The following is a 23,224-nucleotide window of genomic DNA, read 5'->3' as shown; positions in this document are numbered from 1 at the left end:
CTCGCCGGTCATTCCAGGTAAGTGAACAAAAAACGAGAGCTTCCTCCCATGCCCGCAGTATTGCCTTACCGTTTGCGCCCGGTTGCCCCCGGCCTGCGCCCGTTGTTGCACTTGGGCCTCATGCTGTCCCTCAGTTCCAGTCCGTTCTTCATCCAGGCCAGCTGGGCCGACGATGCCGCGCGGCGCAGCTATCAGGTGCCGGCCGGCCCGCTGAGCGCCGCGCTGACCCGTTTCGCCGGCCTGGCGGGGGTCAACCTGTCGGTGGACCCGCAGCTGGTCAGCGGGCGCAACAGTAGCGGGCTGTCCGGCGAGTACGGGGTGGAAGAGGGCTTTGCCCGTTTGCTGCAAGGTTCCGGCCTGCAACTGCAACCGGTGGGCGAGCAGGCTTATATCCTCACCCCGGCGCCGCAAGGCGGCAGCCTGCAACTGGCGCCGACCTCGATTCTCGGTGCCAGCGGCGCGACCGACAGCGACGTCTTCGCCGGCGGCCAGGTGGCGCGCCGGGGTTCCCAGGGCCTGCTGGGCTCGAAGGACTTCATGGAAACGCCGTTCAGCATGACCACCTACACCAGCGAGGTGGTGAAGAACCAGCAGGCGCGGACCCTCGGCGACCTGATCGCCAGTGACCCCTCGGTGCGTGCCACCAACCCGGCGGGCGGCCGCTACGAGCAGTTCACCATCCGCGGCTTCAGCCTGTTCAACAGCGATGTCGCCTACAACGGCCTGTACGGCGTGCTGCCGACCTACACCATCGACATGGAAATGGCCGACCGGGTGGACATCCTCAAGGGCCCGACCCAGCTGATCAACGGCATCTCGCCGCGGGGCAGCGTCGGCGGCGGGATCAACGTGGTGCCCAAGCGCGCCACCGACAAGCCGATCACCGAACTCACCGGCAGCTACGCCTCCGACAGCCAGGTCGGCGGCGCGGTGGACATCGGCCGGCGCTTCGGCGAGGACAACAAGTTCGGCGTGCGCCTGAACGCGGTCAAGCAGTCCGGCGACACCCAGTGGGATCACCAGAGCGTCGACCGCGAGATGGCGGTGCTGGGCCTGGACTTCCGTGGCGAACGCCTGCGCCTGTCGACGGACATCGGCCACACCGAGCGCGATACCGACGCGCCCCAGGAGCGGGTGCAGATCGGCGCCAACGCCAAGGTGCCGGACGCCGACGATGTGCGACACAACTATGCGCAGTCCTGGAGCAAGGCGCGGACCAAGGACACCTTTGGCACGGTCAACGCCGAATACGACGTCAATGATTCGATCATGCTGTACGGCGGCGTCGGCGCGCGCAAAAGCAACCACGACTTCCTCCGTCATGCGGTGTCGATCACCAACGACGCTGGCGACTTCAGCGTCCAGCCCCGCGACTTCACCCGCGACGAAAACGTGCGCACCACCACGGCGGGCGTGCGCAGCTGGTTCCATACCGGCCCGGTAAGCCATGAGGTCAACCTGGCGGCCAGCTACTTCTACATGGATTTCGAAAACGGCGGCGCGCGCTATGCCGCGTCCCCCAGCAACCTCTACAACCCGCGGCCGACGCCGACCCCGTCGCGGCCGACGCGTTTGGACCCCAAGGTCTACACCGAGAACCGCTTCAGCGGCGTGGCGCTGTCCGACACCCTGGGCTTCTTCGATGACCGCCTGCTGCTGACCCTCGGCGCGCGCTGGCAGCGGGTCAAGGTCGACGACTGGAGCGACGGCGTCAAAGGCGACACCGCCTACGACGAGGAAAAGGTCTCGCCTTCGGGCGGCCTGCTGTTCAAGGCCACCGACCAGTTGTCGCTGTACGTCAACTACATGGAAGGCCTGAGCCAGGGCAAGATCGCGCCGTCGACCTCGATCAACGAAGACGAAATCTTCCCGCCGTTCATCAGCCGCCAGGTCGAGGCCGGCGCCAAGTACGACGCCGGGGCGTTCGCCCTGACCGCCGCGGTGTTCCGCATCAAGCAGCCGGCCTACGAGACCAACGCCACCACCCGGGTCTTCGGCCCGAACGGCAAGCGCCAGAACGACGGCGTCGAGTTGAGCGTGTTCGGCGAGCCGCTCAAGGGCTTCCGCCTGCTGGGCGGGGTGATGTACATCGACAGCGAACTGAAGGACACCACCAACGGCACCTTCGACGGCAACCGCGCGCCGGCCACGCCGAAGTACAACGTCAACCTGGGCGCCGAGTGGGATGTGCCGAAGGTCCAGGGCCTGACCCTGACCGCTCGCGGCATCTATTCCAGCTCGCAGTACCTGGACCAGGCCAACAGCAAGGAAATCGATTCCTGGGAGCGCTTCGACCTGGGTGCGCGCTACGCATTCAAGCTCGACGACAAGGACATCACCTTGCGCGCCAATGTCGAGAACGTGCTGGACAAGCGTTACTGGAGTTCGGCGGGGGCCTCGGACGACAGCGAGCCGGGCTTGACCCTGGCGACGCCACGGACCCTGTTGCTCTCGGCAACCGTAGGTTTCTGAGAAGCGATGCGGACAAGCGCCACAGGGAAGGGCGCGCCGCCGTATCGATCGGCCATGACCGGTTCCCCGGTCGAGGAAGGATGTATGCCCGTTATTACATGATGAACTTGCCGGCCTCTTGAATGAGGTATTGGCCATTTAATGGCAACTAACGAAGTTGTCAGGAAGATGGCAATAACATGGCTAACTCATGGCATCGTTAATGACTTTTCCCAGGTTTATCAACTTGGTTGTTGGCGTGTGCGCGCTATTTAACTTATGCCTGGAAGTGCTATGTAAATTTCCAAATAAGTTCGAATAAGCAGTTGCACCTTTTTATTAATGATAATAATTTGCATGTCGAATTTAACGAGGGTGAACAGATGTTGAATGATGGCATATTGCGCACTAGTCCTCTGCAAAAAACCAATGCCGACTATCTGGCCCGGCAAGGCAAGTTCGAATCCAATGTGCGCAGTTATCCGCGCAAGTTGCCGCTGGCCATCGCCAAGGCACACGGGGTCTGGGTCACCGACGTCGAAGGCAAGACCTACCTGGATTGCCTGGCCGGCGCCGGCACCCTGGCCCTGGGGCACAACCACCCGGCGATCATGGCCAGCCTCGACAGCTTCCTGGCCTCGGGCCTGCCCATGCACACCCTGGACCTGACCACCGCGGTCAAGGACGCCTTCAGCGAAACCCTGCTCAGCCTGCTGCCGGGCCAGGGGCGCGACTACTGCCTGCAATTCTGCGGGCCGTCGGGGGCGGACGCGGTGGAAGCGGCGCTGAAACTGGCCAAGACCCACACTGGGCGGCACAACGTCATCAGTTTCTCCGGGGCCTACCACGGCATGACCCACGGCGCCCTGGCGCTGACCGGCAATACCGCGCCGAAGAACGCCATCGCCGGCCTGATGCCGGGGGTGCAGTTCATGCCGTACCCCCACGAATACCGTTGCCCCCTGGGCATCGGCGGCGAAGCCGGGGTCGAGGCGCTGACCCATTACTTCAGCCAGTTCATCGAGGACGTGGAAAGCGGCGTGTCCTTGCCGGCGGCGGTGATTCTCGAGGCCGTGCAGGGCGAGGGCGGGGTCAACTGCGCGCCGGCCAGCTGGCTGCGGGCGATCCGCGAAGTGACCCGCAAGCACGGCATCGTGCTGATCCTCGACGAAGTGCAGGCCGGTTTTGCCCGCACCGGCAAGATGTTCGCCTTCGAGCACGCCGGCATCGAGCCGGACATGATCGTCATGTCCAAGGCGGTGGGCGGCGGCCTGCCGATGGCGGTGCTGGGCATCAAGCGCGAGTTCGATGCCTGGGAGCCGGGCAACCACGCCGGCACCTTCCGCGGCAACCAGATGGCCATGGCCGCGGGCCTGGCGACCCTGCAGGTGCTGCGCGAGCAGAACATCGCGGCCCTGGCCGAGCGCCGCGGGCAGTGGCTCAAGGAGCAATTGATGGCCTTGCAACAGAACTATCCGGCCCTGGGCCAGGTGCGCGGGCGCGGCCTGATGCTGGGCATCGAGATCGTCGACGAGCGCCAGCCGGCCGACCGTCACGGGCATTTCCCGTCGGACCCGAGCCTGGCCGTGGCCATCCAGCAGCACTGCTTCAAACAGGGCCTGCTGCTGGAGCGCGGCGGACGCCGGGGCAACGTGATTCGCCTGTTGCCGCCGCTGGTCATCGACGACGAACAGTGCCAGCAGGTTATCCAGCGGTTTACCCGCGCGGTGGCGGACGCTTTATTGCAAACCCGTTCTTGAAGGGCTGTTTCGGGGATTAACCGAAGTCGATAAAAGTGTGTCGTTTTTCACACTTTAAGTTCCTGGCAGAAAACTGTCAGATGAAAAGTTTTATTTGAAAGTGTAAGCGGACGATTTCGTCCGACGGGTATCTGTCGGCTTTTCAGTGTGGCCGAAGAGCAACTAACCATTTGCCGCGACATTACGCAGCCAGTGACCGCACGGGCTACTGTGGAGCACCTATGAATTATTCAGATCGCGATGTTTTATCAAAGCATGTTTTGTCGAAGATGGTCAGTGAACTGGCGACCACACGCGCCTTGCTCAATTGCCTGATCAAAGAGTTCGCCTTGCCGGAAAATTGCCTCAGTTACAGCTGGCCGACGCAGATGCAGGGCATTGCCCCCGGCAGTTACCTGGACGGCCTGGAATGGAAGGGCATCCCGCTGACCATTGACCTGCCCAACCAGCAGCAGTTCTTCGTTATGGTCGATCGCCGCGACCACCTGGGCAGCCATCGTTACCTGTCGGACGTGTACGCCCGGCGCGAGGGCGAGACCTGGCGTTGCCTGGCCTTTGCCGAGTTCGTCGAGCAACTGCTCGGCGCCTGCGAACACATGACCCGGGCCAGCAACGACGAGCTGCTGGACCAGGTCCTGCAAAGCCAGCTGCTGACCGCCGCCATCGTCGCCCACAACATGGACGGCCAGGGCCCGGCGCCACTCAGTGGCTACCTGGCCAGCGAGCAGGGCCTGTGGTTCGGCCACCCCAACCACCCGGCGCCCAAGGCGCGGCTGTGGCCGGCGCACCTGGCCCAGGAAACCTACGCCCCGGAATTCCAGGCCGAGACCGCGCTGCACCTGTTCGAGGTGCCGCGCCAGGGTTTGCGGGTGACCGCCAGCGGCCTCAGCGAGGAGCAGGTGATGGCCGGTTTCGCCGACCAGGGCCGGGCGCGCCCGGGGCACGCGATGATCTGCATGCACCCGGTGCAGGCCGAGCTGTTCATGCAGGACCGCCGGGTGCAGCGCCTGCTGGAACTGGGCGAGGTGGTCGACCACGGGCCGACTGGGCCGCTCGCCAGCCCGACGGCGTCGATGCGCACCTGGTACATCGAGGACCACGACTTTTTCATCAAGGGCTCGCTGAACGTGCGCATCACCAATTGCGTGCGCAAGAACGCCTGGTACGAGCTGGAAAGCACACTGATCATCGACCAGCTGTTCCAGCGCCTGCAGCGGACCCAGGCCGAGACCTTGGGCGGGCTGTCGGCGGTGGCCGAGCCGGGTTCCATGAGCTGGGCGCCGCTGCACGCCAGCGAGGCCGATGCCCACTGGTTCCGCGAACAGACCGGGGCGATCCTGCGGGAGAACTTCTGCCGCCGCGCCGGCGCCGAGCGCAGCGTGATGGCCGGCACCCTGTTTGCCCGCGACATCCATTCGCGGCCGCTGGTGCATGACTTCCTGCAAGGCTTCAATGCCCGCGAGCTGGCGGACGAACAACTGGTGGACTGGTTCGACCAGTACCAGGCGCTGCTGCTGCGGCCGGTGCTGGCGCTGTTCTTCAACCACGGCGTGGTGATGGAGCCGCACCTGCAGAACAGCGTGCTGATCCACGACCAGGGCCAGCCGCAACAGCTGCTGTTGCGGGATTTCGAGGGGGTCAAGCTCACCGATGAGCTGGGCATGGCGCAGATCGAGATCGGCCTGCACCCGCGGGTACGCCAGTCGCTGCTGTATTCCCGCGAGCAGGGCTGGAGCCGCATTACTTACTGCCTGCTGATCAACAACCTGTCGGAAGCGGTGCTGGCCCTGAGCTGGGAACGCCCGCACCTGGCGCCGCTGATGTGGCAGCGGGTCGAGCAGCAACTGCGGCGCATCCGTGACGAGCTGGTACGCCCGGCACCGGAGCTGGACGCGCTGATCGCCGGCCAGCCAATCGCCTGCAAGACCAACCTCAAGGTGCGCCTGGCCGCCAAGGCCGACCGCCAGGCCGGCTACGTCAACCTGAGCTCGCCGTGGAGCGAGGAGGCCCGTTATGGCTGAGTTGTCCCAGGCAGTCCTGAACGCCATCGACCAGGCCCGGGCCGGCAGTGCCGATCCGCTGGCGGCCTTTATCTACGATCTGGATGCCTTGCAGGCCCATGTGCGCCAGGTGATGGCGGCGTTGCCGGCCGGGGTCGAGCTGTATTACGCGATCAAGGCCAACAGCGAGGCGCCGGTGCTGGCGGCGCTGGCCCCGCTGGTCAGCGGTTTCGAGATTTCCTCGGGCGGCGAGATCGAGCGGGTGGTGGCCTGTCCGACCCGCAAGCCCTATGTGTTTTCCGGCCCCGGCAAGCTCGATTCCGACCTGCGCGCGGCCCTGGCCCATCAGGTGGAAGCGGTGCACCTGGAAAGCCTCAACGAGATCGAGCGCCTGCAACGCCTGGCCGTGGAAGCGGGGCGGGTGCAGCCGGTATTCATCCGCATCAACCCGCAGTTGCCGCAGAACCAGTCGAGCCGGCTGGCCATGGCCGGCACCGCCACGCCGTTCGGCATCGACGAGGCGGAACTGGCCGAGGCCGTGCAAAGAGTTGAGCGGGCCAGCCATCTGCGCCTCAAGGGTTTCCATGTGCACGCCATGTCCCACCAGCAGTCGGTGGAGCGCCATGAGCAGTTGCTGGATTTCTATCTGCAACGCTGGCCGCTGTGGAGGGCCCTGGCGGCGCACCCCGAGCAACTGACCCACCTGAATGTCGGCGGCGGCATCGGCGTCGATTACCTCAGTGGCCAGCAATTCGACTGGCAGCGCCTGTGCCGCTACCTGGAACGCCGGCTAGGGGAGCAGGGCGATCAGGCACCGATCTTGCGCTTCGAGCCGGGGCGCTTTATCAGTGCCTTCTGCGGTTACTACGTGATCGAGGTGCTGGACACCAAGACCAGCCATGGCGAGCACTTCCTGGTGTGCCGCGGCGGCACCCACCAATTCCGCCTGCCCGCGGCGCAGAGCCACAACCACCCGTTGATTCACCTGCCGCGCACGCCGCAGCCGGCGCACACCGCGGAGCAGGCCTGGACCGTGGTCGGCCAGCTGTGCACGCCCAAGGATGTGCTGAGCCGGGCCCAGCCGCTCAGGGGCGTCAGCGTCGGTGACCTGCTGGTGCTGCCGATGGCCGGGGCCTATGGCTACAACATTTCCCACGCCGATTTCCTCTGCCATCCACGGCCGGCGCAGCACTTCCTGCGCCAGGGTGAATTGCTCGAAGGAGCCGCGCTGTGAGCTTCAACGCACCGCGTAGCTGGGTGGTGGTCAACGTGCTGCTCGGCACCCTGACCGTCAGCCTCAACAACAGCTCGTTGAACCCGGCGCTGCCGGCGTTCATGGAAGCCTTCGCCATCGGCCCGCTGATGGCCACCTGGATAGTCGCGGCCTTCATGACCAGCATGGGCATGACCATGCCGCTCACCAGTTTCCTCAGCCAGCGCCTGGGCCGCCGGCGCCTGTACCTGTGGGGCGTGGCGCTGTTCATCGGCGGTTCGCTGCTCGGTGCATTGGCCGATTCGATTGCCCTGGTGATCACCGCGCGGGTGGTGCAGGGGATCGCCAGCGGCCTGATGATCCCGCTGTCCCTGGCGATCATCTTCTCGGTGTACGCCAAGGACGAGCGCGGCCGGGTCACCGGCCTGTGGGGCGCGGCGGTGATGCTCGCGCCGGCGGTGGGCCCGCTGTGCGGCAGCCTGCTGCTGGAGTGGTTCAGCTGGCGCTCGCTGTTCTTGATGAACGTGCCGATCGGTGTCGTCGCGCTGCTGATGGGCCTTGCGGTCCTGCCGGCTGCCGAACCGGCCGAACGCAAGCCGTTCGACCTGGCCGGCTACCTGCTGATCGCCTCGGGCATCGGCCTGCTGATGATCGCCATCAGCCGCCTGCACCATGCCGCCGGGCTGGTTGACCCTATAAACCTGGGGATGCTGCTGGTGGCGCTGCTGTGCCTGGTGGCCTTTGTCCGCCTGGAGCTGCGCCGCGAGGCGCCGTTGCTCAACCTGCGGATCTTCGCCCTGCGCGGTTATCGCCTGAGCGTGATCATCGCCGTGGTGCAATCGGTGGGCATGTTCGAGTGCCTGGTGCTGCTGCCGTTGCTGGTGCAGACGGTGCTCGGCTACAGCGCCCTTTGGACCGGCCTGGCGCTGCTGTGCACCGCGGTGTTCGCCAGCCTGTTCGGGCGCATGGGCGGCAGCGCCCTGGATCGCCACGGGCCGCGGCTGGTGGTATCCATTGGCTTGCTGCTGACCGGCCTGTCGACCCTGGCCCTGGGCCTGCTCCGGGCCGATGCGGCGATCGGCCTGGTGTTCGTGCTGATGATGCTGCGCGGCGCCGGCCTGGGCCTGTCCTATATGCCGGTGACCACCGCCGGGCTGAATGCCTTGCCCGAGCCGATGGTCACCCAGGGCGCGGCGATGAACAACATCTCGCGGCGCCTGGTGTCGTCCCTGGCCATCGTCATCGCCTCGCTGTGGCTGGAATTCCGTCTGGTTGACGGTGGTTCGCAGGCCCAGGCAGGCATGTCAGGCGCCATCAGCGAAGTGTTCGTGGTCACCGGCCTGCTGATCCTGCTGGCACTGCCCTGTGCCTGGCGTTTCCCCCTTTCCGACGAGACCGCCGAGGCAGTGCCCGGCGCGCTCGAACACCGTTAACCCTTCTTTGCACAAGGTATGAACATGGCGACTGCAATCTCGACAACCTCAAGCCCGCACTCCGGCCCCGGCGCCTGGCTGGCCAGGGTGGATGGGCGTATCGACGAAAAAGTGCAGCAGCGGGTGGTCGGCCAGCTGTTGCAGACCCTGCTGTACGAAGGCGTGCTGCCGTTCGACAGCCAGCCGCTGGACGGCGGCCAGCGGCGTTTCGTGGTGCTCGGCGTCGATGGCCGCCAGGAGCGGGTGGAATACCACTGCAACGGCCTGCTCAGCGCCAGCTTCGATTTGATCCGCCTCGATTCCGCCAGCCTGGAGCGCCTCGACAGCCGCGGCCAGCGCAGCGTGCCGGACCTGCACCAGGCCCTGGCCGAGCTGCTCGGCGACTACCAGGACAGCCCGCACCTGGGGCGCTTCATCCAGGAACTGGAGCAGACCCAGCTCAAGGACCTGCAAGCCCGCAGCCAGGGTTACCAGGCCGAAAAGCCGGCCCACCAGCTGGACGTGGACGCCCTGGAGCAGCACTTCATGGACGCCCACAGCTACCACCCGTGCTACAAGTCGCGCATCGGTTTCTCCCTGGCGGACAACCAGGCCTACGGCCCGGAGTTCGCCACGCCGATCGCCGTGGTGTGGCTGGCGGTGGCGCGCAACCGCGCCTCGCTCAACCATTCGCAAAAACTCGATTTCCCGGCCTTTATCCGCCAGGAGCTGGGCGCCGAGCGCTGGCAACAGGTTGAACAGCAACTGGCCAGCCAGGGCCGGGCGCTGGACGACTACCAACTGCTGCCGGTGCACCCGTGGCAGTGGGAAAACCTGATTGTCTCGACCTTCTACCCGGAACTGCTCAGCGGCGAGCTGATCTACCTCGGCACCTCGGACGACCAGTACAAGGCCCAGCAGTCGATCCGCACCCTGGCCAACGCCACGGCCAAGCAGCGGCCCTACGTCAAGTTGGCCATGAGCATGACCAACACCTCCAGCACACGCATCCTGGCCCGGCACACGGTGCTGAACGGGCCGATCATCACCGACTGGCTGCAACAGCTGATCGCCAGCGACAGCACCGCGCGCCAGCTGGATTTCGTGATCCTCGGCGAAGTGGCCGGGGTCAGCTTCGACTACCAGCACCTCCCTGAGTCCCGCGGGCCCCAGGCCTACGGCACCCTGGGGGCGATCTGGCGCGAAAGCATCCATCAGTACCTGAAGGCCGACGAGCAGGCCGTGCCGTTCAACGGCCTGAGCCATGTGGAGAACCGCTACGGCACGGGGCCGCAGCAGCCGTTCATCGATGCCTGGATCCGCCAGTACGGCTTGCAGGCCTGGACCCGCCAGCTGCTGCAGGTGACGGTGCCGCCGATCATCCACATGCTCTACGCCGAAGGCATCGGCATGGAATCCCACGGCCAGAACATCGTGCTGATCGTCAAGCAGGGCTGGCCGCAGCGCATCGCCCTCAAGGACTTCCACGACGGCGTGCGTTACTCGTCGGCGCACCTGGCGCGTCCCGAGCTGTGCCCGGAGCTGGTGCCGCTGCCGGCCAGCCACGCCAAGCTCAACCGCAACTCCTTCATCCTCACCGACGACGTCAACGCGGTGCGCGATTTCTCCTGCGACTGCTTCTTCTTCATCTGCCTGGCGGAGATGGCGATCTTCCTGCGCCAGCACTACCCGCTGGACGAAGGCCAGTTCTGGCAGATGACCGCCGAGGTGATTCTCGACTACCAGAACGCCCATCCGCAGCACCGCGACCGTTTCGGCCTGTTCGACGTGTTCGCGCCGAGCTACGAGGTGGAAGAGCTGACCAAGCGCCGCCTGCTGGGCGACGCCGAGCGGCGCTTCAAGTCGGTGCCCAATCCACTCCACGCCTACAGGCCGCAAGCATGCTGAGAAGCAACCAGCTGAAACGCAAACTGGCGGCCGGGCAGGCGGTGTACGGGCTGATCAGCTCGATCCCGGCGCCGGCGGCCATCGAGCTGATCGCCGAGGCCGGGTTCGACTTCGTGATCATCGACATGGAGCACGTGCTGATCAATCCGGAAACCGTCGAGCACATGATCCGCACGGCAGAGGCCTACGAGCTGACGCCGCTGGTGCGGGTCGCCGACCTCAATCCCAAGACCCTGCTGCGCCTGCTCGACGGCGGCGCCCAGGGCATCGTGCTGCCGATGATCGAATCCGCCGAGCAGTTGCAGGCGGCGATTGCCGCCTGCAAATACCACCCGCTGGGCCAGCGCAGCCTCAACGCCGGGCGCCCCGGCAGCTTCGGCAAGCACAGCCTGGCGCAGTACGTGGCCGAGGCTAACGAACAGATCATGCTGGTGGCGATGATCGAAAGCGCCGCCGGCGTGCGCAACGCCGCGCAGATCGCCGCGGTGCCGGGCCTGGACATGATTCTCGAAGGCGCGGCCGACCTGTCGCAATCCCTCGGCATGCCCTGGCAGATCGACCAGCCGCAGGTCCAGCAGGCCCTGCTCGATGCCTGGCAGGCGGCGGACCATGCCGGCGTGCCGTACTGCGCGATTCCCCGACAGCAGGGCGACCTGGGCCGCTGGCGCGAGCGCGGGGTCCGGGCCTTTGTCCTCGGCGACGAACGCGGCATTGCCTTTCGTGCTCTCCAGGCCAGGTTGGCCACCCTTTCTCTAGAAGGAAACTGATCCGATGAACTTCACAACCATGGCCGCCGAACTGGTGATGCAGGACCTGATCGATTGCCTGCTGGCCGAAGACTTCTTTGGCCGCGAACCCTTGCCGCTGCTGACAGCCAGCCAATGGCGCCAGGCCCACCTTGAAGCGCCAGCCCTTGAAGTCCCAACCCTTGAAGGCACTGATGCCCGGCAGCGAATCTGGGAATGGTGCTGCGACGCCCAGGAGCAGCGCTTTATCAGCATCGCCCTGCGCCCGGGCATCACCCAGCAGTGGGAAAAGGTCCCGGGCACGCAGGTGCTGGCCCGCCAGGAGCAGCGCTGGACCGCCTTGGGTCCGGTGGACTTCATGCGCCGGGTATTCACCGGCATGGGCCCGCGTTTCCAGGACAATGAAAAAGGCCTGACGCTGTTCCTCGAAGTGCTGCATATCAGCGTCTGGCAGACCGCCTTGTCCCTGGAGCACCGGGTCGACCACCAGGGCCTGATGGCCCAGGACGGCGCTACCTTTTTCCGCACCATGGAGCAGTGGGCTTCGCTGCGCGATCGTCCGTACCACCCGCTGGCCAAGGCCAAGCAGGGTTTGCTGCAGGCCGAATACCAGCAGTACCAGGCCGAGTTCGCCCAGCCGGTGGCGCTGAACTGGGTGGCGGTGCGCAAGGACCTGCTGCAAGGCGGCGAGGGCGTGGCGGACCTGGAGCAGGTCTACCCGGCGCGCTACCTGTTGCCCGAAGCCTTGCAGGCAAGCCTGGCCGAGGAGCTGCGCGAGCGCGGCATCGGTGACAGCCACGTAGCCTTGCCGGTGCACCCGTGGCAGTTCGAGCATGTGTTGCAGGCGCAGCTGGGCGATGCCTTTGCCCGTGGCGACTGCCAGCGCCTGGACTTCAGCGAAGCCACGGTGTTCGCTACTTCGTCGCTGCGCTCGATGACCCCTTGTTTCGCCAGCGCCGACTACCTGAAGCTGCCCATGGCCATCTACTCCCTGGGCGCCTCGCGTTACCTGCCGGCGGTGAAGATGATCAATGGCGGCCTCAGCGAGGCGCTGCTGCATCAGGTACGGCGCCTCGACCCGGTGCTGGAGCAGAGCCTGCACCTGTGCGACGAGAGCAAGTGGTGGGCCTTCATGCCGCCGCAGGCAACCCTGTTCGACGAGGCGCCGCGGCACCTGTCGGCGATGGTCCGCGGTTACCCGCAAGCCTTGCTCGACGACCCGGACTGCCGCCTGCTGCCGATGGCCGCCCTGGGCACGCCATTGCCCGGCAGCAACCGGCACTTCTTCGATGAGTGGCTGCAGTACCGCGAACTGCCGGCGACCCAGGCTTCGGTGCTGACCCTGTTCAGCGAGCTGTGCCAGCGCTTCTTCGACGTCAACCTGCGGATGTTCCGCCTCGGCATGCTCGGCGAGGTGCACGGGCAGAACGCGGTACTGGTGTGGAAGGCCGGCCAGGCCCAGGGCCTGCTGCTGCGCGACCACGATTCGCTGCGCATCTTCGTGCCGTGGCTGGAGCGCAACGGCATGGCCGACCCGGAGTACCGGATCAAGAAAGGCCACGCCAACACCCTGTACCACCAGCGTCCCGAGGACCTGCTGTTCTGGCTGCAGACCCTGGCGATCCAGGTCAACGTGCGGGCGATCATCGACACCCTGGCCCAGGTCTACGCCTTGCCGGCGACTGCATTGTGGAGCGCCTTGCGCCAGGTACTGGACGGGCTGCTGCAGAGCATCGACTTCGACGACGAGGCGCGGGCGATGATCAGGCACCAGCTGTTCGAAGCGCCGCGCTGGCCGCAGAAGCTGCTGCTGACGCCGATGATCGAACGCGCCGGCGGCCCGGGCAGCATGCCGTTCGGCAAGGGCGAAGTGGTCAACCCGTTCCAGCGGCTGGCCGCCGATGCCTGATCCGCTGCTCCATCCTTGCAGGCGCACGCTGTTGCGCCTGTCCCTGGGGCTGCTGGCATTGCCCCGGATCGCCCGTGCCGAACCGTTGCGCCTGGTCACCCTGTTCCAGGGCGCCACCGACAGCGCCGTGGCGTTGGGCGTGACGCCTTGCGGCGTGGTGGAGTCGTCGAGCGAGAAACCGACCTTCCGCTACCTGCGCCCGGCGCTGGCGAATGTTCCTCATGTCGGCCTGGAAACCCAGCCCAGCCTGGAGGACATCGTGCTGCTGGAGCCGGACGTGATCGTCGCCTCGCGCTTTCGCCACCAGCGCATCGCGCCGCTGCTCGAGCGCATGGGCACGGTGCTGATGCTCGAGGAAGTCTTCGAGTTCAAGCGCACCCTGGCGCTGATGGGCGCGGCCCTGAACCGGCAACAGCAGGCCAGCAGCCTGCTGGGGCAATGGCAGCAGCGGGTGGCGCGCTTGCGCGAGCAGTTGCAGGCAAATTTCGCCGGGCGCTGGCCGCCTACGGTGTCGGTGCTGGATGTGCGCGAAGACCATATCCGCAGTTACCTGCCGAGCAGTTTCGCCGGCTCGGTGCTCACTGAGCTGGGCTTCGCCTGGAACCCGGTCGCCCGCGAGTCCCGCGGCACCTATATCAAACTCACCAGCAAAGAGAACTTGCCCGTGGTCGATGCCGACCTGTTTTTTGTATTCCAGCGAGACAGCCAGGCGGTGCAACACAACTATGAACGGCTGGTGCATTACCCGTTCTGGCAACAGTTGCGCGCCGTACAACAGCAGCAGGTATGGCGGGTCGATGGCATCGCCTGGAGTTTCTCCGGCGGAATCCTCGGCGCCAACCTGATGCTCGACGACATTGCCCGCCTGGTGGCGTCTTCATGAGCCGTGGCCTGAAACTCGGCCTGGCGTGTGTCGTCCTGCTGCTGTGCGCCGGCCTGAGCCTGGCGGCCGGGGCGACCTGGATCGAGCCGTCGCAACTGCTCAAGGGCCTGCTGCAACCGGACAGCCTGAGCGCCGGCCAGCAGTTGATCTTCAGCAGTCGCTTGGCGCGCACCCTGATGGCCGTCGCCGTGGGCGCGAGCCTGGCGGTGGCGGGGGCGCTGATGCAGGCGCTGACCCGCAACCCGCTGGCGTCGCCGGGGCTGTTCGGGGTGAATGCCGGGGCGACCTTTGCGATCATCCTCTGCTCGTCGCTGTTTGCCTTGTCGTCCATGAGCCAGTGGTTGTGGTGCGCCTTTATCGGCGCCGCGCTGGCCGGCAGCCTGGTGTGGCTGATCGGCAATCGCGGGCAGGGCAGCCTCAATCCGCTGCGCATCGTCCTGGCGGGGGCAGCGATCACCGCGTTGTTTTCCGCCTTCAGCCAGGCGTTGCTGGTGGTCAACGAGGAGGGGCTGGACACCGTGCTGTTCTGGCTCGCCGGGTCGTTGTCCGAGCGTGACCTGGCGCTGGCCGCGCCGCTGCTGCTGGGCGTCTTGCTGACCCTGCTGGGATCGTTGCTGCTGGCCGGGCAGGTCAATGTGCTCAACGCCGGCGAAGCCATTGCCATTGGCCTCGGGCAGCGCACCGGCTTGATCCGCTGGCTGATGAGCGTGCTGATCATCGGCCTGGCGGGCAGTGCGGTGGCGCTGGCGGGCAGCATCGGTTTCATCGGCCTGCTGGTGCCGCACATGGTGCGCAAGGGCCTGTCCATCGACCACCGCTGGTTGCTGCCGGGGTGCGCGGTGCTGGGAGCGATCCTCCTGCTGCTGGCCGACACCCTGGGGCGCCTGGTGATCCTGCCGCAGGAGGTGCCGGTGGGGGTGATGACCGCGTTGTTCGGCGCACCGTTCTTTATTTTCCTGGCGCGCCGTGGAGGTCGTTATGAGTAAGACCCTGACCCTGCGCACCGCCGGTTTCTCGCGGCGCATCGACCTGGCGACCCTGTGGCGGCTGTCGCTGGCGCTGCTGGCGACGGCGCTGGTGATGCTCGGCGCCTTGTCCCTGGGCAAACTCAAGCTGTCGCCGCTGACCGTGCTGGAGCTGCTGTGGCACGGCGGCGACGAGCGCCTGCTGTTCATCGTCGAGCAACTGCGCCTGCCGCGCCTGCTGCTGGCGGCCCTGGTCGGCGCGGCGCTGGCGGTGTCCGGCCTGATTTTGCAGAGCATCATCCGCAACCCGCTGGCGTCCCCCGATCTGCTGGGCATCACCAGCGGCGCCAGTGCCGCGGCGGTGCTGTACCTGTCGTTCTTTTCCCTGCTGCTGGGCCCGCAGTTCTTGCCATTGGCGGCGATGCTCGGCGCCGGGCTGGCGGCCCTGGCCATTTACCTGCTGGCCTGGAAGCAGGGCACCTCGCCGCTGCGCCTGGTGCTGATCGGCGTCGGCGTGTCGGCGCTGCTGGCGGCGGTGACCACCTTTGTCCTGGTGTTCAGCCCGCTGACCACCACCTTGTCGGCCTATGTCTGGCTGACCGGCAGCGTCTACGGCGCCAGCTGGCCGGAGCCGCGGGCCCTGGGCGGCTGGCTGCTGGCGATCCTGCCGTTGCTGGTGTGGCTGGCGCGCCAGGTGCGGGTGCAACAACTGGACGACGCCTTGGCCCAGGGCATCGGCGTGCGGGTACAGTGGCTGCGCGCCGGCCTGCTCTTGGTGAGCGTGGCCCTGGCCGGGGCGGCGGTGGCCTGGGGCGGGGCGATTGCCTTTGTCGGGCTGATTGCGCCGCATATCGCCAAGCGCCTGGTGGCCCCGGGTTTCGCCGGGCAGGCGGTGATGGCGGCGCTGGTCGGCGCCAACCTGGTGATGCTCGCCGACCTGATCGGGCGCACCCTGTTCCTGCCCCTGGATCTGCCGGCGGGGATCTTCGTCGCGGTGCTGGGCACGCCGTTCTTTCTTTATCTTTTGATCAACCAGCGGCACTAAGGAATTCCCGATGTCCTCGATGGCAACCCAGCAACTGACCCTGGGCTATCAGCGCCAGGTGATTATCGACGGGCTGGACCTGCAACTGCCGGCGGGCCAGGTGTCGGTGCTGATCGGCAGCAACGGCTGCGGCAAGAGCACCCTGCTCAAATCCCTGGCGCGGCTGCTCAAGCCGCAGCAGGGCTCGGTGATCCTCAATGGCGAGGATATCCAGCGCAAATCCACCGCGGCGGTGGCGCGGGAACTGGCGATCCTGCCGCAGATGCCCAGCGCCCCCGAAGGCATCACCGTGCGCCAGCTGGTGGCCCTGGGGCGTTATCCCTACCAGAACTGGATGCAGCAATGGTCGGCCCAGGATGAAGCCATGGTCGAGCGCGCCCTGTTGCAGACCGGCGTGCAGGCCCTGGCGGAGCGGCCGGTGGACGCCTTGTCCGGCGGCCAGCGCCAGCGGGTGTGGATCGCCATGACCCTGGCCCAGGACACCGAGATCGTGCTGCTCGACGAGCCCACCACCTTTCTCGACCTGGCGCACCAGATCGAGGTGCTGGATCTGTTGCGCGAGCTCAATCGCCAGGAGAACAAGACCATCGTCATGGTCCTGCACGACCTCAACCTGGCCTGCCGCTACGCCGACCATATGGTGGCGGTGCACCAGCGCACCGCGTTCGCCCAGGGCCGGCCGGCAGAGATTCTGACCGAGGAACTGGTCAAGCAGGTGTTCGACCTCAATTGCCGGATCATCCCCGATCCGTTTTTCGGCACGCCGCTGTGCATTCCCTTTGGCCGGGAACTGCCGCAATGAGCCTGCAAGCCGCCTTCAACCCGCAAGACTGGAGCGTGCTGAGCGGAGCGCTGCGGCTGAAACCCATGGCGCAACGCGACCGGCAGCGCTCCCTCAGTGCCCGAGCCTTGCTCGACGATGAAACCTGTATCGCGCTGCTCGACCAGTTGGGGCCGGTGATCGGTTCGCCGACCCGAGGGATCACCGCCTCGCTGCTGGCCAAGCGTTTTTCCTTCCTCGCCACCGGCGCCTGCCTGTACGCCATGTCGGTGTGCGACCAGGGCCTGCTGCTGTCCCTGGACGATTGCGTGATCGAGTACGGCCACGACGACGGCCTCTGGACTTCGTCGATGCCGCTGCCGGACCGGGCTCCCCAGGCGTATGCCGCGGGTGAGCGCGACGCCTGGCGCGCGTCCATTGTCGAGTCGTTGTTCGCCGGAGTGCTGGCGCCGCTGTGGCAGACCTTCAACCGGGTCAGCGGCATTTCCCGGCGCATCCTCTGGGAAAACACCGCGGTGCGGGTCTATTCGCTGTACGAAAAACGCATGAGCAAGGTCGAGGACCCGCTGATCCGTCTGCGCCATGAAGCCGACTTCGACTGGCTGCTGCACGAGGCCGCACCGCCGCTGTTCGGCCTGGACTACAACCCGCTACGGCACTTCCGCCGCCCGCCGACGCCGCTGGAGGAGGGCAAGAGCATCCGCTTTCGCCGCACCTGCTGCTTCTATTACGAGGCCACCGAGCCCGCCGAATACTGCTCCACCTGCCCGCTGCTGCGCCCGAGGAAATGCCGATGATCGCTCCGCGCCAACCACCCGCCAGCGCTGCCTTGCTCGAGCATTACCGCGGCATCGCGCCTTCGACCCTCGGCCACTTTGGCGACGAGGGTTACCTGCGCGGTATCCGCCCGCTGTTCGACGGCCTGCGCATGCTCGGCAATGTGGTCACGGTCAAGGTCTTCGCCCCGGATGGCGCCATCCTGCGCGACGCGCTGCTGCTCAGCGAGCCGGGGGATGTGCTGGTGATCCAGTGCGTGGGCGACCAGGAGTGCGCCTGCTGGGGCGAACTGCGGACCCTGGCTGGATTGATCAAGGGCCTTTCCGGGGTGGTAGTGGAGGGCGCGGTCACCGATGTTGCCGCCTTGCGCGAGCATCGCCTGCCGGTGTTCAGCCGTGGCGTCAGCGCCTACACCACCCGGGGGATCGGCCAGCAAGGGGAGGTCAACCTGCCCATCGAGGTGGCCGGGGTGCGGGTCAACCCGGGGGATATCGCCATCGGCGACGACGACGGGGTGTTCATTCTCGACGGGCAACGGGCCGAGGCGTTGTTGCCAGAGCTGCTGGCCAAGGAGGCGCTGGATCGCGAGCGGCGCGCGGCGTTTTTGCAGCGCCTGGCTTCCACCCGCTGACACGTCGGTGAACCGGTCGGGTTTGCACTTTTATAAGGCGTCGCCGACCCGGCCTTGCACCAGGCTAAGGCGATTCCTGGCCCAGGGCAGGCTCTCCGGGAACCTTGCAGAATGGCCGCGCAAGCCCGCCAGCGCGGCGTTTCAAGGCGTGCGGCGCAGCCTGGCACAAAGGCTGCAAGACAGCCGATAACGCCCCACCGCGCATGTCGCGGGCGGGCCGCCCCATCGGTCAACGCGGATCGATCGGCCAACAGGCCATGGGCACTCGGTGAATCAGGCACAGCAGCCCGATCGCACACCGCAAATAACAGGCAAAGGCGCCTGAAACCGTGAGGTTTCAGGCGCTTTTTTTTGCTTTAAAAAACCGTGATTGGCTTGGGTCGGGTGCTATTTATGAATGCCATTGTTGCCCCTTTGAACACACACAAAACCCTGATCGTGATCGGCAACGGCATGGTCGGGCATCATTGCGTCGAACAGCTGGTGGCGCGCGGCGCCCTCGAGCAGTACCGCCTGCATGTCTTCAGCGAAGAGCCGATGCGCGCCTACGACCGGGTGCACCTGTCCGAGTATTTCACCGGTCGCGACGCCGAATCCCTGGCCCTGGGCGACGCTGCGCTGTACCAGACCCCGGGCCTGACCCTGCACCTGGGGGTGGCGGTGCTGCGCATCGACCGCGCCAATCGCCAGGTACTCACCGCCGCCGGCCCGGTGCACTACGACAAGCTGGTGCTGGCTACCGGTTCCTATCCTTTCGTGCCGCCGATCGAGGGCGCCGAGGGCGACTCGCGCCTGGTCTATCGCACTCTGGAAGACCTCGACGGCATCCGCGCCGCGGCTGCCAATGCCCGGCGCGGCGTGGTGGTGGGCGGCGGGCTGCTCGGCCTGGAGGCGGCCAACGCCTTGAAGAGCCTGGGCCTGGAAGCCCATGTGGTGGAGTTCGCGCCGCGGCTGATGCCGGTGCAGCTGGACGAGCAGGGCGGTCGCGCGTTGAAGGCGCGGATCGAAGCCCTGGGCGTCGGCGTGCATCTGGGCAAGGGCACCCAGTCGATCAGCGCCGGCGAGCAGTACCGCTACCGGATGAACTTCGCTGGCGACGACTTCCTCGAAACCGACCTGATCGTGTTCTCCGCGGGCATTCGCGCCCAGGACGCCCTGGCCCGCGATTGCGCCCTGGAGATCGGCCCGCGCGGCGGCGTGGTGGTGGATAACCAGTGCCTGAGCGGCGACCCGCATATCTACGCGATCGGCGAGTGCGCCAGCTGGAACGGCAGCATCTTCGGCCTGGTGGCCCCGGGTTACCAGATGGCCCGCAGCGTCGCCGCCCAACTGTGCGGCGAGCCTGGCGAGCCTTTCATGGGCGCGGACATGTCGACCAAGCTCAAGCTGCTGGGGGTCGATGTCGGTTCCATCGGCGACGCCCAGGGCCTGACCCCGGGCGCGCGCAGCTACCAGTTCATCGACGAAGCCACGGCCAGCTACCGGCGCCTGGTGGTGGATGCCAGCGGCAAGCAGGTGCTCGGTGCGGTGCTGGTGGGCGACAACAGCTACTACGACACCTTGCTGCAATACATGCAGAACGGCATCGCCTTGCCCGCCGAACCGGCCGGCCTGATCCTGCCGTCCAGCGCCGGCGCGCCGACCCTCGGCCCGGGCGCCTTGCCCGAGTCGGCCACGGTCTGCTCCTGCCATAACGTGACCAAGGGCGCGATCTGCTCGGCCATCGACAGCGGCTGTTCCGAGCTCGGCCAGCTCAAGGCGCAAACCAAGGCCTGCACCGGTTGCGGCGGTTGCGCCGGCCTGCTCAAGCAGGTGTTCGAGCACGAACTGATCGCACGCGGCGTCAGCGTCGACAAAAGCCTGTGCGAGCACTTTGCCTACACCCGCCAGGAGCTGTACGCGCTGGTGCGGGTCGAGGGTATCCTCAGTTTCGACGAGATGCTCGCCAAGCATGGCCGTGGCCACGTCGGCTGCGATATCTGCAAGCCGGCAATCGGCTCGATCCTCGCCTCATGCTGGAACCAGCCGATCATGGAGCGCTCCCTGGTGCCGCTGCAGGACACCAATGACACCTTCATGGCCAACATGCAGAAGAACGGCACCTACTCGGTGGTGCCACGGATCGCCGGGGGTGAAATCACCGCCGACAAGCTGATCGTGATTGGCCAGGTGGCGAAGAAATACGACCTCTACACCAAGATCACCGGCGGCCAGCGCATCGACCTGTTCGGCGCCCAGCTGCACCAGTTGCCGGATATTTGGGCCGAGCTGATCGCCGCCGGTTTCGAGACCGGGCATGCCTACGGCAAGTCGACCCGCACCGTGAAGTCCTGCGTCGGCAGTACCTGGTGCCGCTACGGCGTGCAGGACAGCGTGCGCATGGCCCTGGAGATCGAGGACCGCTACAAGGGCCTGCGTTCGCCGCACAAGCTGAAGTTCGCGGTGTCCGGCTGCACCCGCGAATGCGCCGAGGCGCAGAGCAAGGACGTCGGCGTGATCGCCACCGAGAAGGGCTGGAACCTGTACGTCTGCGGCAACGGCGGCATGCGTCCGCGCCACGCCGAACTGTTCGCCACCGACCTCGACGACCAGACCCTGATTCGCTACATCGACCGCTTCCTGATGTTCTACATCCGCACCGCCGACCGCCTGCAACGCACCTCGGTGTGGCGCGAGAGCCTGGAGGGCGGCCTGGATTACCTCAAGGCGGTGGTGATCGACGACAGCCTGGGGCTGGGCGCCGAGCTGGAAGCGCAGATGCAGCTGGTGGTGGACCGCTACGAATGCGAATGGGCCAACGCCCTCAAGGACCCGGAAAAACTCAAGCGCTTCCGCACCTTCGTCAACGACCAGCGCCCCGACCCGGACATTCACTTTGTCCAGGAACGCGGCCAGCGCCGGCCGATCATGGCCGCCGAACTCAACCTGATCCCTGTCACCGAGGAGGTGCTCTGATGAACCTGTCGCCAAGCCTGCAACCTATCGAAAGCGGATTCGCCGAGCAGCCCGGCGTGCAGTGGCAGGCGGTGTGCAGCCGCCAGGACCTGGTCAGCCACAGCGGCGTGGTGGTCTGGCACGAGGGCGCCCAGGTGGCGCTGATCTACCTGCCGGACGCCGCGCAGCAGACCCTCTACGCCATCGACAACCATGACCCGCAGTCCGGCGCCAACGTGATCGGCCGTGGCCTGGTGGGCTGCATCAAGGACGAGTTGGTGATTGCTTCGCCTTTGTACAAGCAGCACTTCCGCCTGGCCGACGGCACCTGCCTGGAATACCCGGAGCAACGCCTGCGCACATGGCCGGCGCGGCTGCGCGGCGACGTGGTGGAAATCGGCGTGCGCTAAGCCGCACGCCTTAGCCAATCCAGATCCATGCCTGACTCCGCGCCTTTCGGCGCGGGGCCGGAACCCCTGTTGCTCAAGGTATCGGAGACGCCCATGAAAACCGCTGCTCAGTTGCTCAAGTTGAAGGCCGTGGAAAACCGCCAGGTGCACAGCATCGGCCCGGACCAGATGGTGCTCGAAGCACTGCAAATGATGGCGCAGAAAAATGTCGGCGCACTGCCGGTGATAGAAGACGGCCAGGTGGTCGGCGTCATCAGCGAACGCGACTACGCACGCAAGGTGGTGCTGCAAGGCCGCTCATCGGTAGGCACCCCGGTCCGCGCCATCATGAGCGCCCCGGTGGTTACCGCCGACAGCCAGCACAGCATCGAACGCTGCATGGCCGTGATGACCGACAGCCACCTGCGCCACCTGCCGGTGCTGGAAGGCGAGCAACTGATTGGCTTGCTGTCGATTGGCGACCTGGTGAAGGAAGCGATTGTCGAGCAGGCGGATCTGATTCGGCAGTTGGAGCACTATATTCGCGGGGATTGAGGGGAGGGGGCGGGTGAGCGAGATTGCCGGATTGTTGCCGCATAAATGGACGTGCCGTAAAGAGGCGATTGGCTGTCAATTCTCCATGGGTGCTTTTGCGAGACTACGTCTTATAAACCCCAAAGCATCTTTGTAAATCTGATGCCAGGCTTCAGAGGGGTCACTCATTAATGGATGCCAGAAAAACCTGAACTCACGCCCGCCGTCATCCTCAGTGTGATGAACCCAGGTATCAGGGAGGTCCTGCGCGACATGACACTCATGGAATGCCCACATCTGTCCGGTTATAGGCGAGCGCCACACCCCCAGATCTCGGACCACCTTGCCTTGAATCCCGGCTTCTTCGAACAGCTCTCGGGCAGCGGCCGTCTCGGTCGACTCTCCGGGTTCCACGCTACCCTTGACCAGTTGCAGACCTGCCAGAGGATGCTCAAACGCCAGGATTTCCAGGGTTTCACTGCTCCGTAGCACTACCGGACAGGCTTTCTTTATCGTCATGCCAGCTTCTCCTTGGCTTGTAGTTCCACCAACTCGGGATAAGTGCGCCCGAGATTTTTAACCAGGTTATCAATCATGGCTGCCTTCATATCGATAGCCGTTCTGTTCCAGTAGGTTTAAGCGTGTGATTTTTCGTTCAACTCGAACACCACCATCTCCACGTCCATTTCAACGTTGTACTTAAAAGCTACTTGAGTACTTTTCGGAACTCCGGGGAGACGATAAACATCCCAGCCGCCTGTCATGCCTAGTACCGGGATTCTATAAGGTGCGCCTGATTCCAATGGCGAACCAAACTGGGATCTAACCCAATCCTGGTTCATCCTCGGTATGAGTTGGTAGGGCAGGCTCCCTTTGTAGATTGACT

At 65.7% G+C, this 23,224-nt stretch carries 19 protein-coding genes; 17 read left to right on the top strand and 2 right to left on the bottom strand.

Going from position 1 to position 23,224, the window contains the following annotated elements; translation table 11 throughout:
* Window positions 1-48: 48 nt before the first annotated feature.
* The 17 genes from DK261_RS26340 (at window position 49) to DK261_RS26260 (ending at window position 22,359) form a co-directional block, all read left to right on the top strand.
* Entirely contained in the window at window positions 49-2,472 is a 2,424-nt protein-coding gene (locus DK261_RS26340) for a TonB-dependent receptor (protein WP_110176862.1), read from the top strand.
* 362 nt (window positions 2,473-2,834) lie between these two features.
* Complete coding sequence (locus DK261_RS26335) at window positions 2,835-4,211, top strand: diaminobutyrate--2-oxoglutarate transaminase (protein WP_101284144.1); 1,377 nt, start codon at window positions 2,835-2,837, stop codon at window positions 4,209-4,211.
* Window positions 4,212-4,432: 221 nt separating this feature from the next.
* Window positions 4,433-6,232 carry an IucA/IucC family siderophore biosynthesis protein gene (locus DK261_RS26330; protein WP_110176860.1) on the top strand — a complete coding sequence of 600 codons (1,800 nt, stop codon included), beginning with the start codon at window positions 4,433-4,435 and terminating at the stop codon, window positions 6,230-6,232.
* Window positions 6,225-7,445, top strand: coding sequence for a type III PLP-dependent enzyme (locus DK261_RS26325; protein ID WP_110176858.1), 1,221 nt, complete (start codon window positions 6,225-6,227; stop codon window positions 7,443-7,445). The genes DK261_RS26330 and DK261_RS26325 overlap by 8 nt, the downstream gene beginning before the upstream one ends.
* Entirely contained in the window at window positions 7,442-8,857 is a 1,416-nt protein-coding gene (locus DK261_RS26320) for a DHA2 family efflux MFS transporter permease subunit (protein WP_110176856.1), read from the top strand. Before DK261_RS26325 ends, DK261_RS26320 begins: the two co-directional genes overlap by 4 nt.
* An 18-nt stretch (window positions 8,858-8,875) precedes the next feature.
* Window positions 8,876-10,744: an IucA/IucC family siderophore biosynthesis protein gene (locus DK261_RS26315; RefSeq protein WP_177411732.1), complete on the top strand. Its 1,869-nt coding sequence runs from the start codon at window positions 8,876-8,878 to the stop codon at window positions 10,742-10,744.
* Window positions 10,738-11,511, top strand: a complete 774-nt coding sequence (locus DK261_RS26310; RefSeq protein ID WP_053279261.1) for an HpcH/HpaI aldolase/citrate lyase family protein — start codon at window positions 10,738-10,740, stop codon at window positions 11,509-11,511. Before DK261_RS26315 ends, DK261_RS26310 begins: the two co-directional genes overlap by 7 nt.
* A gap of 4 nt (window positions 11,512-11,515) precedes the next feature.
* On the top strand, window positions 11,516-13,399 hold the full coding sequence (locus DK261_RS26305; protein ID WP_110176852.1) for an IucA/IucC family siderophore biosynthesis protein: 1,884 nt from the start codon (window positions 11,516-11,518) through the stop codon (window positions 13,397-13,399).
* Window positions 13,392-14,282: an ABC transporter substrate-binding protein gene (locus DK261_RS26300; RefSeq protein WP_038632592.1), complete on the top strand. Its 891-nt coding sequence runs from the start codon at window positions 13,392-13,394 to the stop codon at window positions 14,280-14,282. The genes DK261_RS26305 and DK261_RS26300 overlap by 8 nt, the downstream gene beginning before the upstream one ends.
* On the top strand, window positions 14,279-15,268 hold the full coding sequence (locus tag DK261_RS26295) for an iron ABC transporter permease (protein WP_009049135.1): 990 nt from the start codon (window positions 14,279-14,281) through the stop codon (window positions 15,266-15,268). The genes DK261_RS26300 and DK261_RS26295 overlap by 4 nt, the downstream gene beginning before the upstream one ends.
* A complete protein-coding gene (locus tag DK261_RS26290) occupies window positions 15,261-16,292 on the top strand; it encodes an iron chelate uptake ABC transporter family permease subunit (protein ID WP_053269117.1) in 1,032 nt (343 codons plus the stop codon). The genes DK261_RS26295 and DK261_RS26290 overlap by 8 nt, the downstream gene beginning before the upstream one ends.
* A 10-nt stretch (window positions 16,293-16,302) precedes the next feature.
* Window positions 16,303-17,094 (top strand): ABC transporter ATP-binding protein, encoded by a 792-nt coding sequence (locus DK261_RS26285; protein ID WP_009043984.1) that lies wholly within the window; start codon window positions 16,303-16,305, stop codon window positions 17,092-17,094.
* A complete protein-coding gene (locus DK261_RS26280; protein ID WP_110176850.1) occupies window positions 17,091-17,870 on the top strand; it encodes an IucA/IucC family C-terminal-domain containing protein in 780 nt (259 codons plus the stop codon). Before DK261_RS26285 ends, DK261_RS26280 begins: the two co-directional genes overlap by 4 nt.
* On the top strand, window positions 17,867-18,481 hold the full coding sequence (locus DK261_RS26275) for an RraA family protein (protein WP_110176848.1): 615 nt from the start codon (window positions 17,867-17,869) through the stop codon (window positions 18,479-18,481). Before DK261_RS26280 ends, DK261_RS26275 begins: the two co-directional genes overlap by 4 nt.
* 393 nt (window positions 18,482-18,874) lie before the next feature.
* Window positions 18,875-21,436 (top strand): nitrite reductase large subunit NirB, encoded by a 2,562-nt coding sequence (nirB, locus tag DK261_RS26270; RefSeq protein ID WP_110176846.1) that lies wholly within the window; start codon window positions 18,875-18,877, stop codon window positions 21,434-21,436.
* The gene (gene nirD, locus DK261_RS26265) at window positions 21,436-21,825 is read left to right on the top strand and encodes a nitrite reductase small subunit NirD (RefSeq protein WP_110176845.1); all 390 of its coding nucleotides are present in this window, start codon (window positions 21,436-21,438) and stop codon (window positions 21,823-21,825) included. Before nirB ends, nirD begins: the two co-directional genes overlap by 1 nt.
* A gap of 93 nt (window positions 21,826-21,918) precedes the next feature.
* Window positions 21,919-22,359, top strand: coding sequence for a CBS domain-containing protein (locus DK261_RS26260; protein WP_110176843.1), 441 nt, complete (start codon window positions 21,919-21,921; stop codon window positions 22,357-22,359).
* Window positions 22,360-22,434: 75 nt separating this feature from the next.
* Here the strand turns inward: DK261_RS26260 and DK261_RS26255 are convergent, their stop codons facing one another.
* Window positions 22,435-22,857, bottom strand: coding sequence for an NUDIX domain-containing protein (locus tag DK261_RS26255; protein WP_110176841.1), 423 nt, complete (start codon window positions 22,855-22,857; stop codon window positions 22,435-22,437).
* Window positions 22,858-22,973: 116 nt separating this feature from the next.
* Window positions 22,974-23,224 (bottom strand): DUF6392 family protein (locus DK261_RS33425; RefSeq protein ID WP_256597608.1); only part of this gene is annotated, 251 nt, incomplete at its 5' end.

This window comes from Pseudomonas sp. RW409 (assembly GCF_003184125.1).
Taxonomy (GTDB): Bacteria; Pseudomonadota; Gammaproteobacteria; order Pseudomonadales; family Pseudomonadaceae; genus Aquipseudomonas; species Aquipseudomonas chlororaphis_I.
Note: the sequence above shows the minus strand (reverse complement) of the source record. Positions and strands in the feature narration are given on the sequence as shown.

Bases quoted from the DNA above. Each gene is read 5' to 3' on its own strand.
- DK261_RS26300 (WP_038632592.1), top strand. From the start codon at position 13,392: ATGCCTGATCCGCTGCTCCATCCTTGCAGGCGCACGCTGTTGCGCCTG.
- DK261_RS26335 (WP_101284144.1), top strand. From the start codon at position 2,835: ATGTTGAATGATGGCATATTGCGCACTAGTCCTCTGCAAAAAACCAAT.
- DK261_RS26260 (WP_110176843.1), top strand. From the start codon at position 21,919: ATGAAAACCGCTGCTCAGTTGCTCAAGTTGAAGGCCGTGGAAAACCGC.
- DK261_RS26305 (WP_110176852.1), top strand. From the start codon at position 11,516: ATGAACTTCACAACCATGGCCGCCGAACTGGTGATGCAGGACCTGATC.
- DK261_RS26280 (WP_110176850.1), top strand. From the start codon at position 17,091: ATGAGCCTGCAAGCCGCCTTCAACCCGCAAGACTGGAGCGTGCTGAGC.
- DK261_RS26340 (WP_110176862.1), top strand. From the start codon at position 49: ATGCCCGCAGTATTGCCTTACCGTTTGCGCCCGGTTGCCCCCGGCCTG.
- nirD (WP_110176845.1), top strand. From the start codon at position 21,436: ATGAACCTGTCGCCAAGCCTGCAACCTATCGAAAGCGGATTCGCCGAG.
- DK261_RS26285 (WP_009043984.1), top strand. From the start codon at position 16,303: ATGTCCTCGATGGCAACCCAGCAACTGACCCTGGGCTATCAGCGCCAG.
- DK261_RS26325 (WP_110176858.1), top strand. From the start codon at position 6,225: ATGGCTGAGTTGTCCCAGGCAGTCCTGAACGCCATCGACCAGGCCCGG.
- DK261_RS26330 (WP_110176860.1), top strand. From the start codon at position 4,433: ATGAATTATTCAGATCGCGATGTTTTATCAAAGCATGTTTTGTCGAAG.
- DK261_RS26310 (WP_053279261.1), top strand. From the start codon at position 10,738: ATGCTGAGAAGCAACCAGCTGAAACGCAAACTGGCGGCCGGGCAGGCG.
- DK261_RS26290 (WP_053269117.1), top strand. From the start codon at position 15,261: ATGAGTAAGACCCTGACCCTGCGCACCGCCGGTTTCTCGCGGCGCATC.
- DK261_RS26295 (WP_009049135.1), top strand. From the start codon at position 14,279: ATGAGCCGTGGCCTGAAACTCGGCCTGGCGTGTGTCGTCCTGCTGCTG.
- DK261_RS26315 (WP_177411732.1), top strand. From the start codon at position 8,876: ATGAACATGGCGACTGCAATCTCGACAACCTCAAGCCCGCACTCCGGC.
- nirB (WP_110176846.1), top strand. From the start codon at position 18,875: ATGAATGCCATTGTTGCCCCTTTGAACACACACAAAACCCTGATCGTG.
- DK261_RS26275 (WP_110176848.1), top strand. From the start codon at position 17,867: ATGATCGCTCCGCGCCAACCACCCGCCAGCGCTGCCTTGCTCGAGCAT.
- DK261_RS26255 (WP_110176841.1), bottom strand. From the start codon at position 22,857: ATGACGATAAAGAAAGCCTGTCCGGTAGTGCTACGGAGCAGTGAAACC.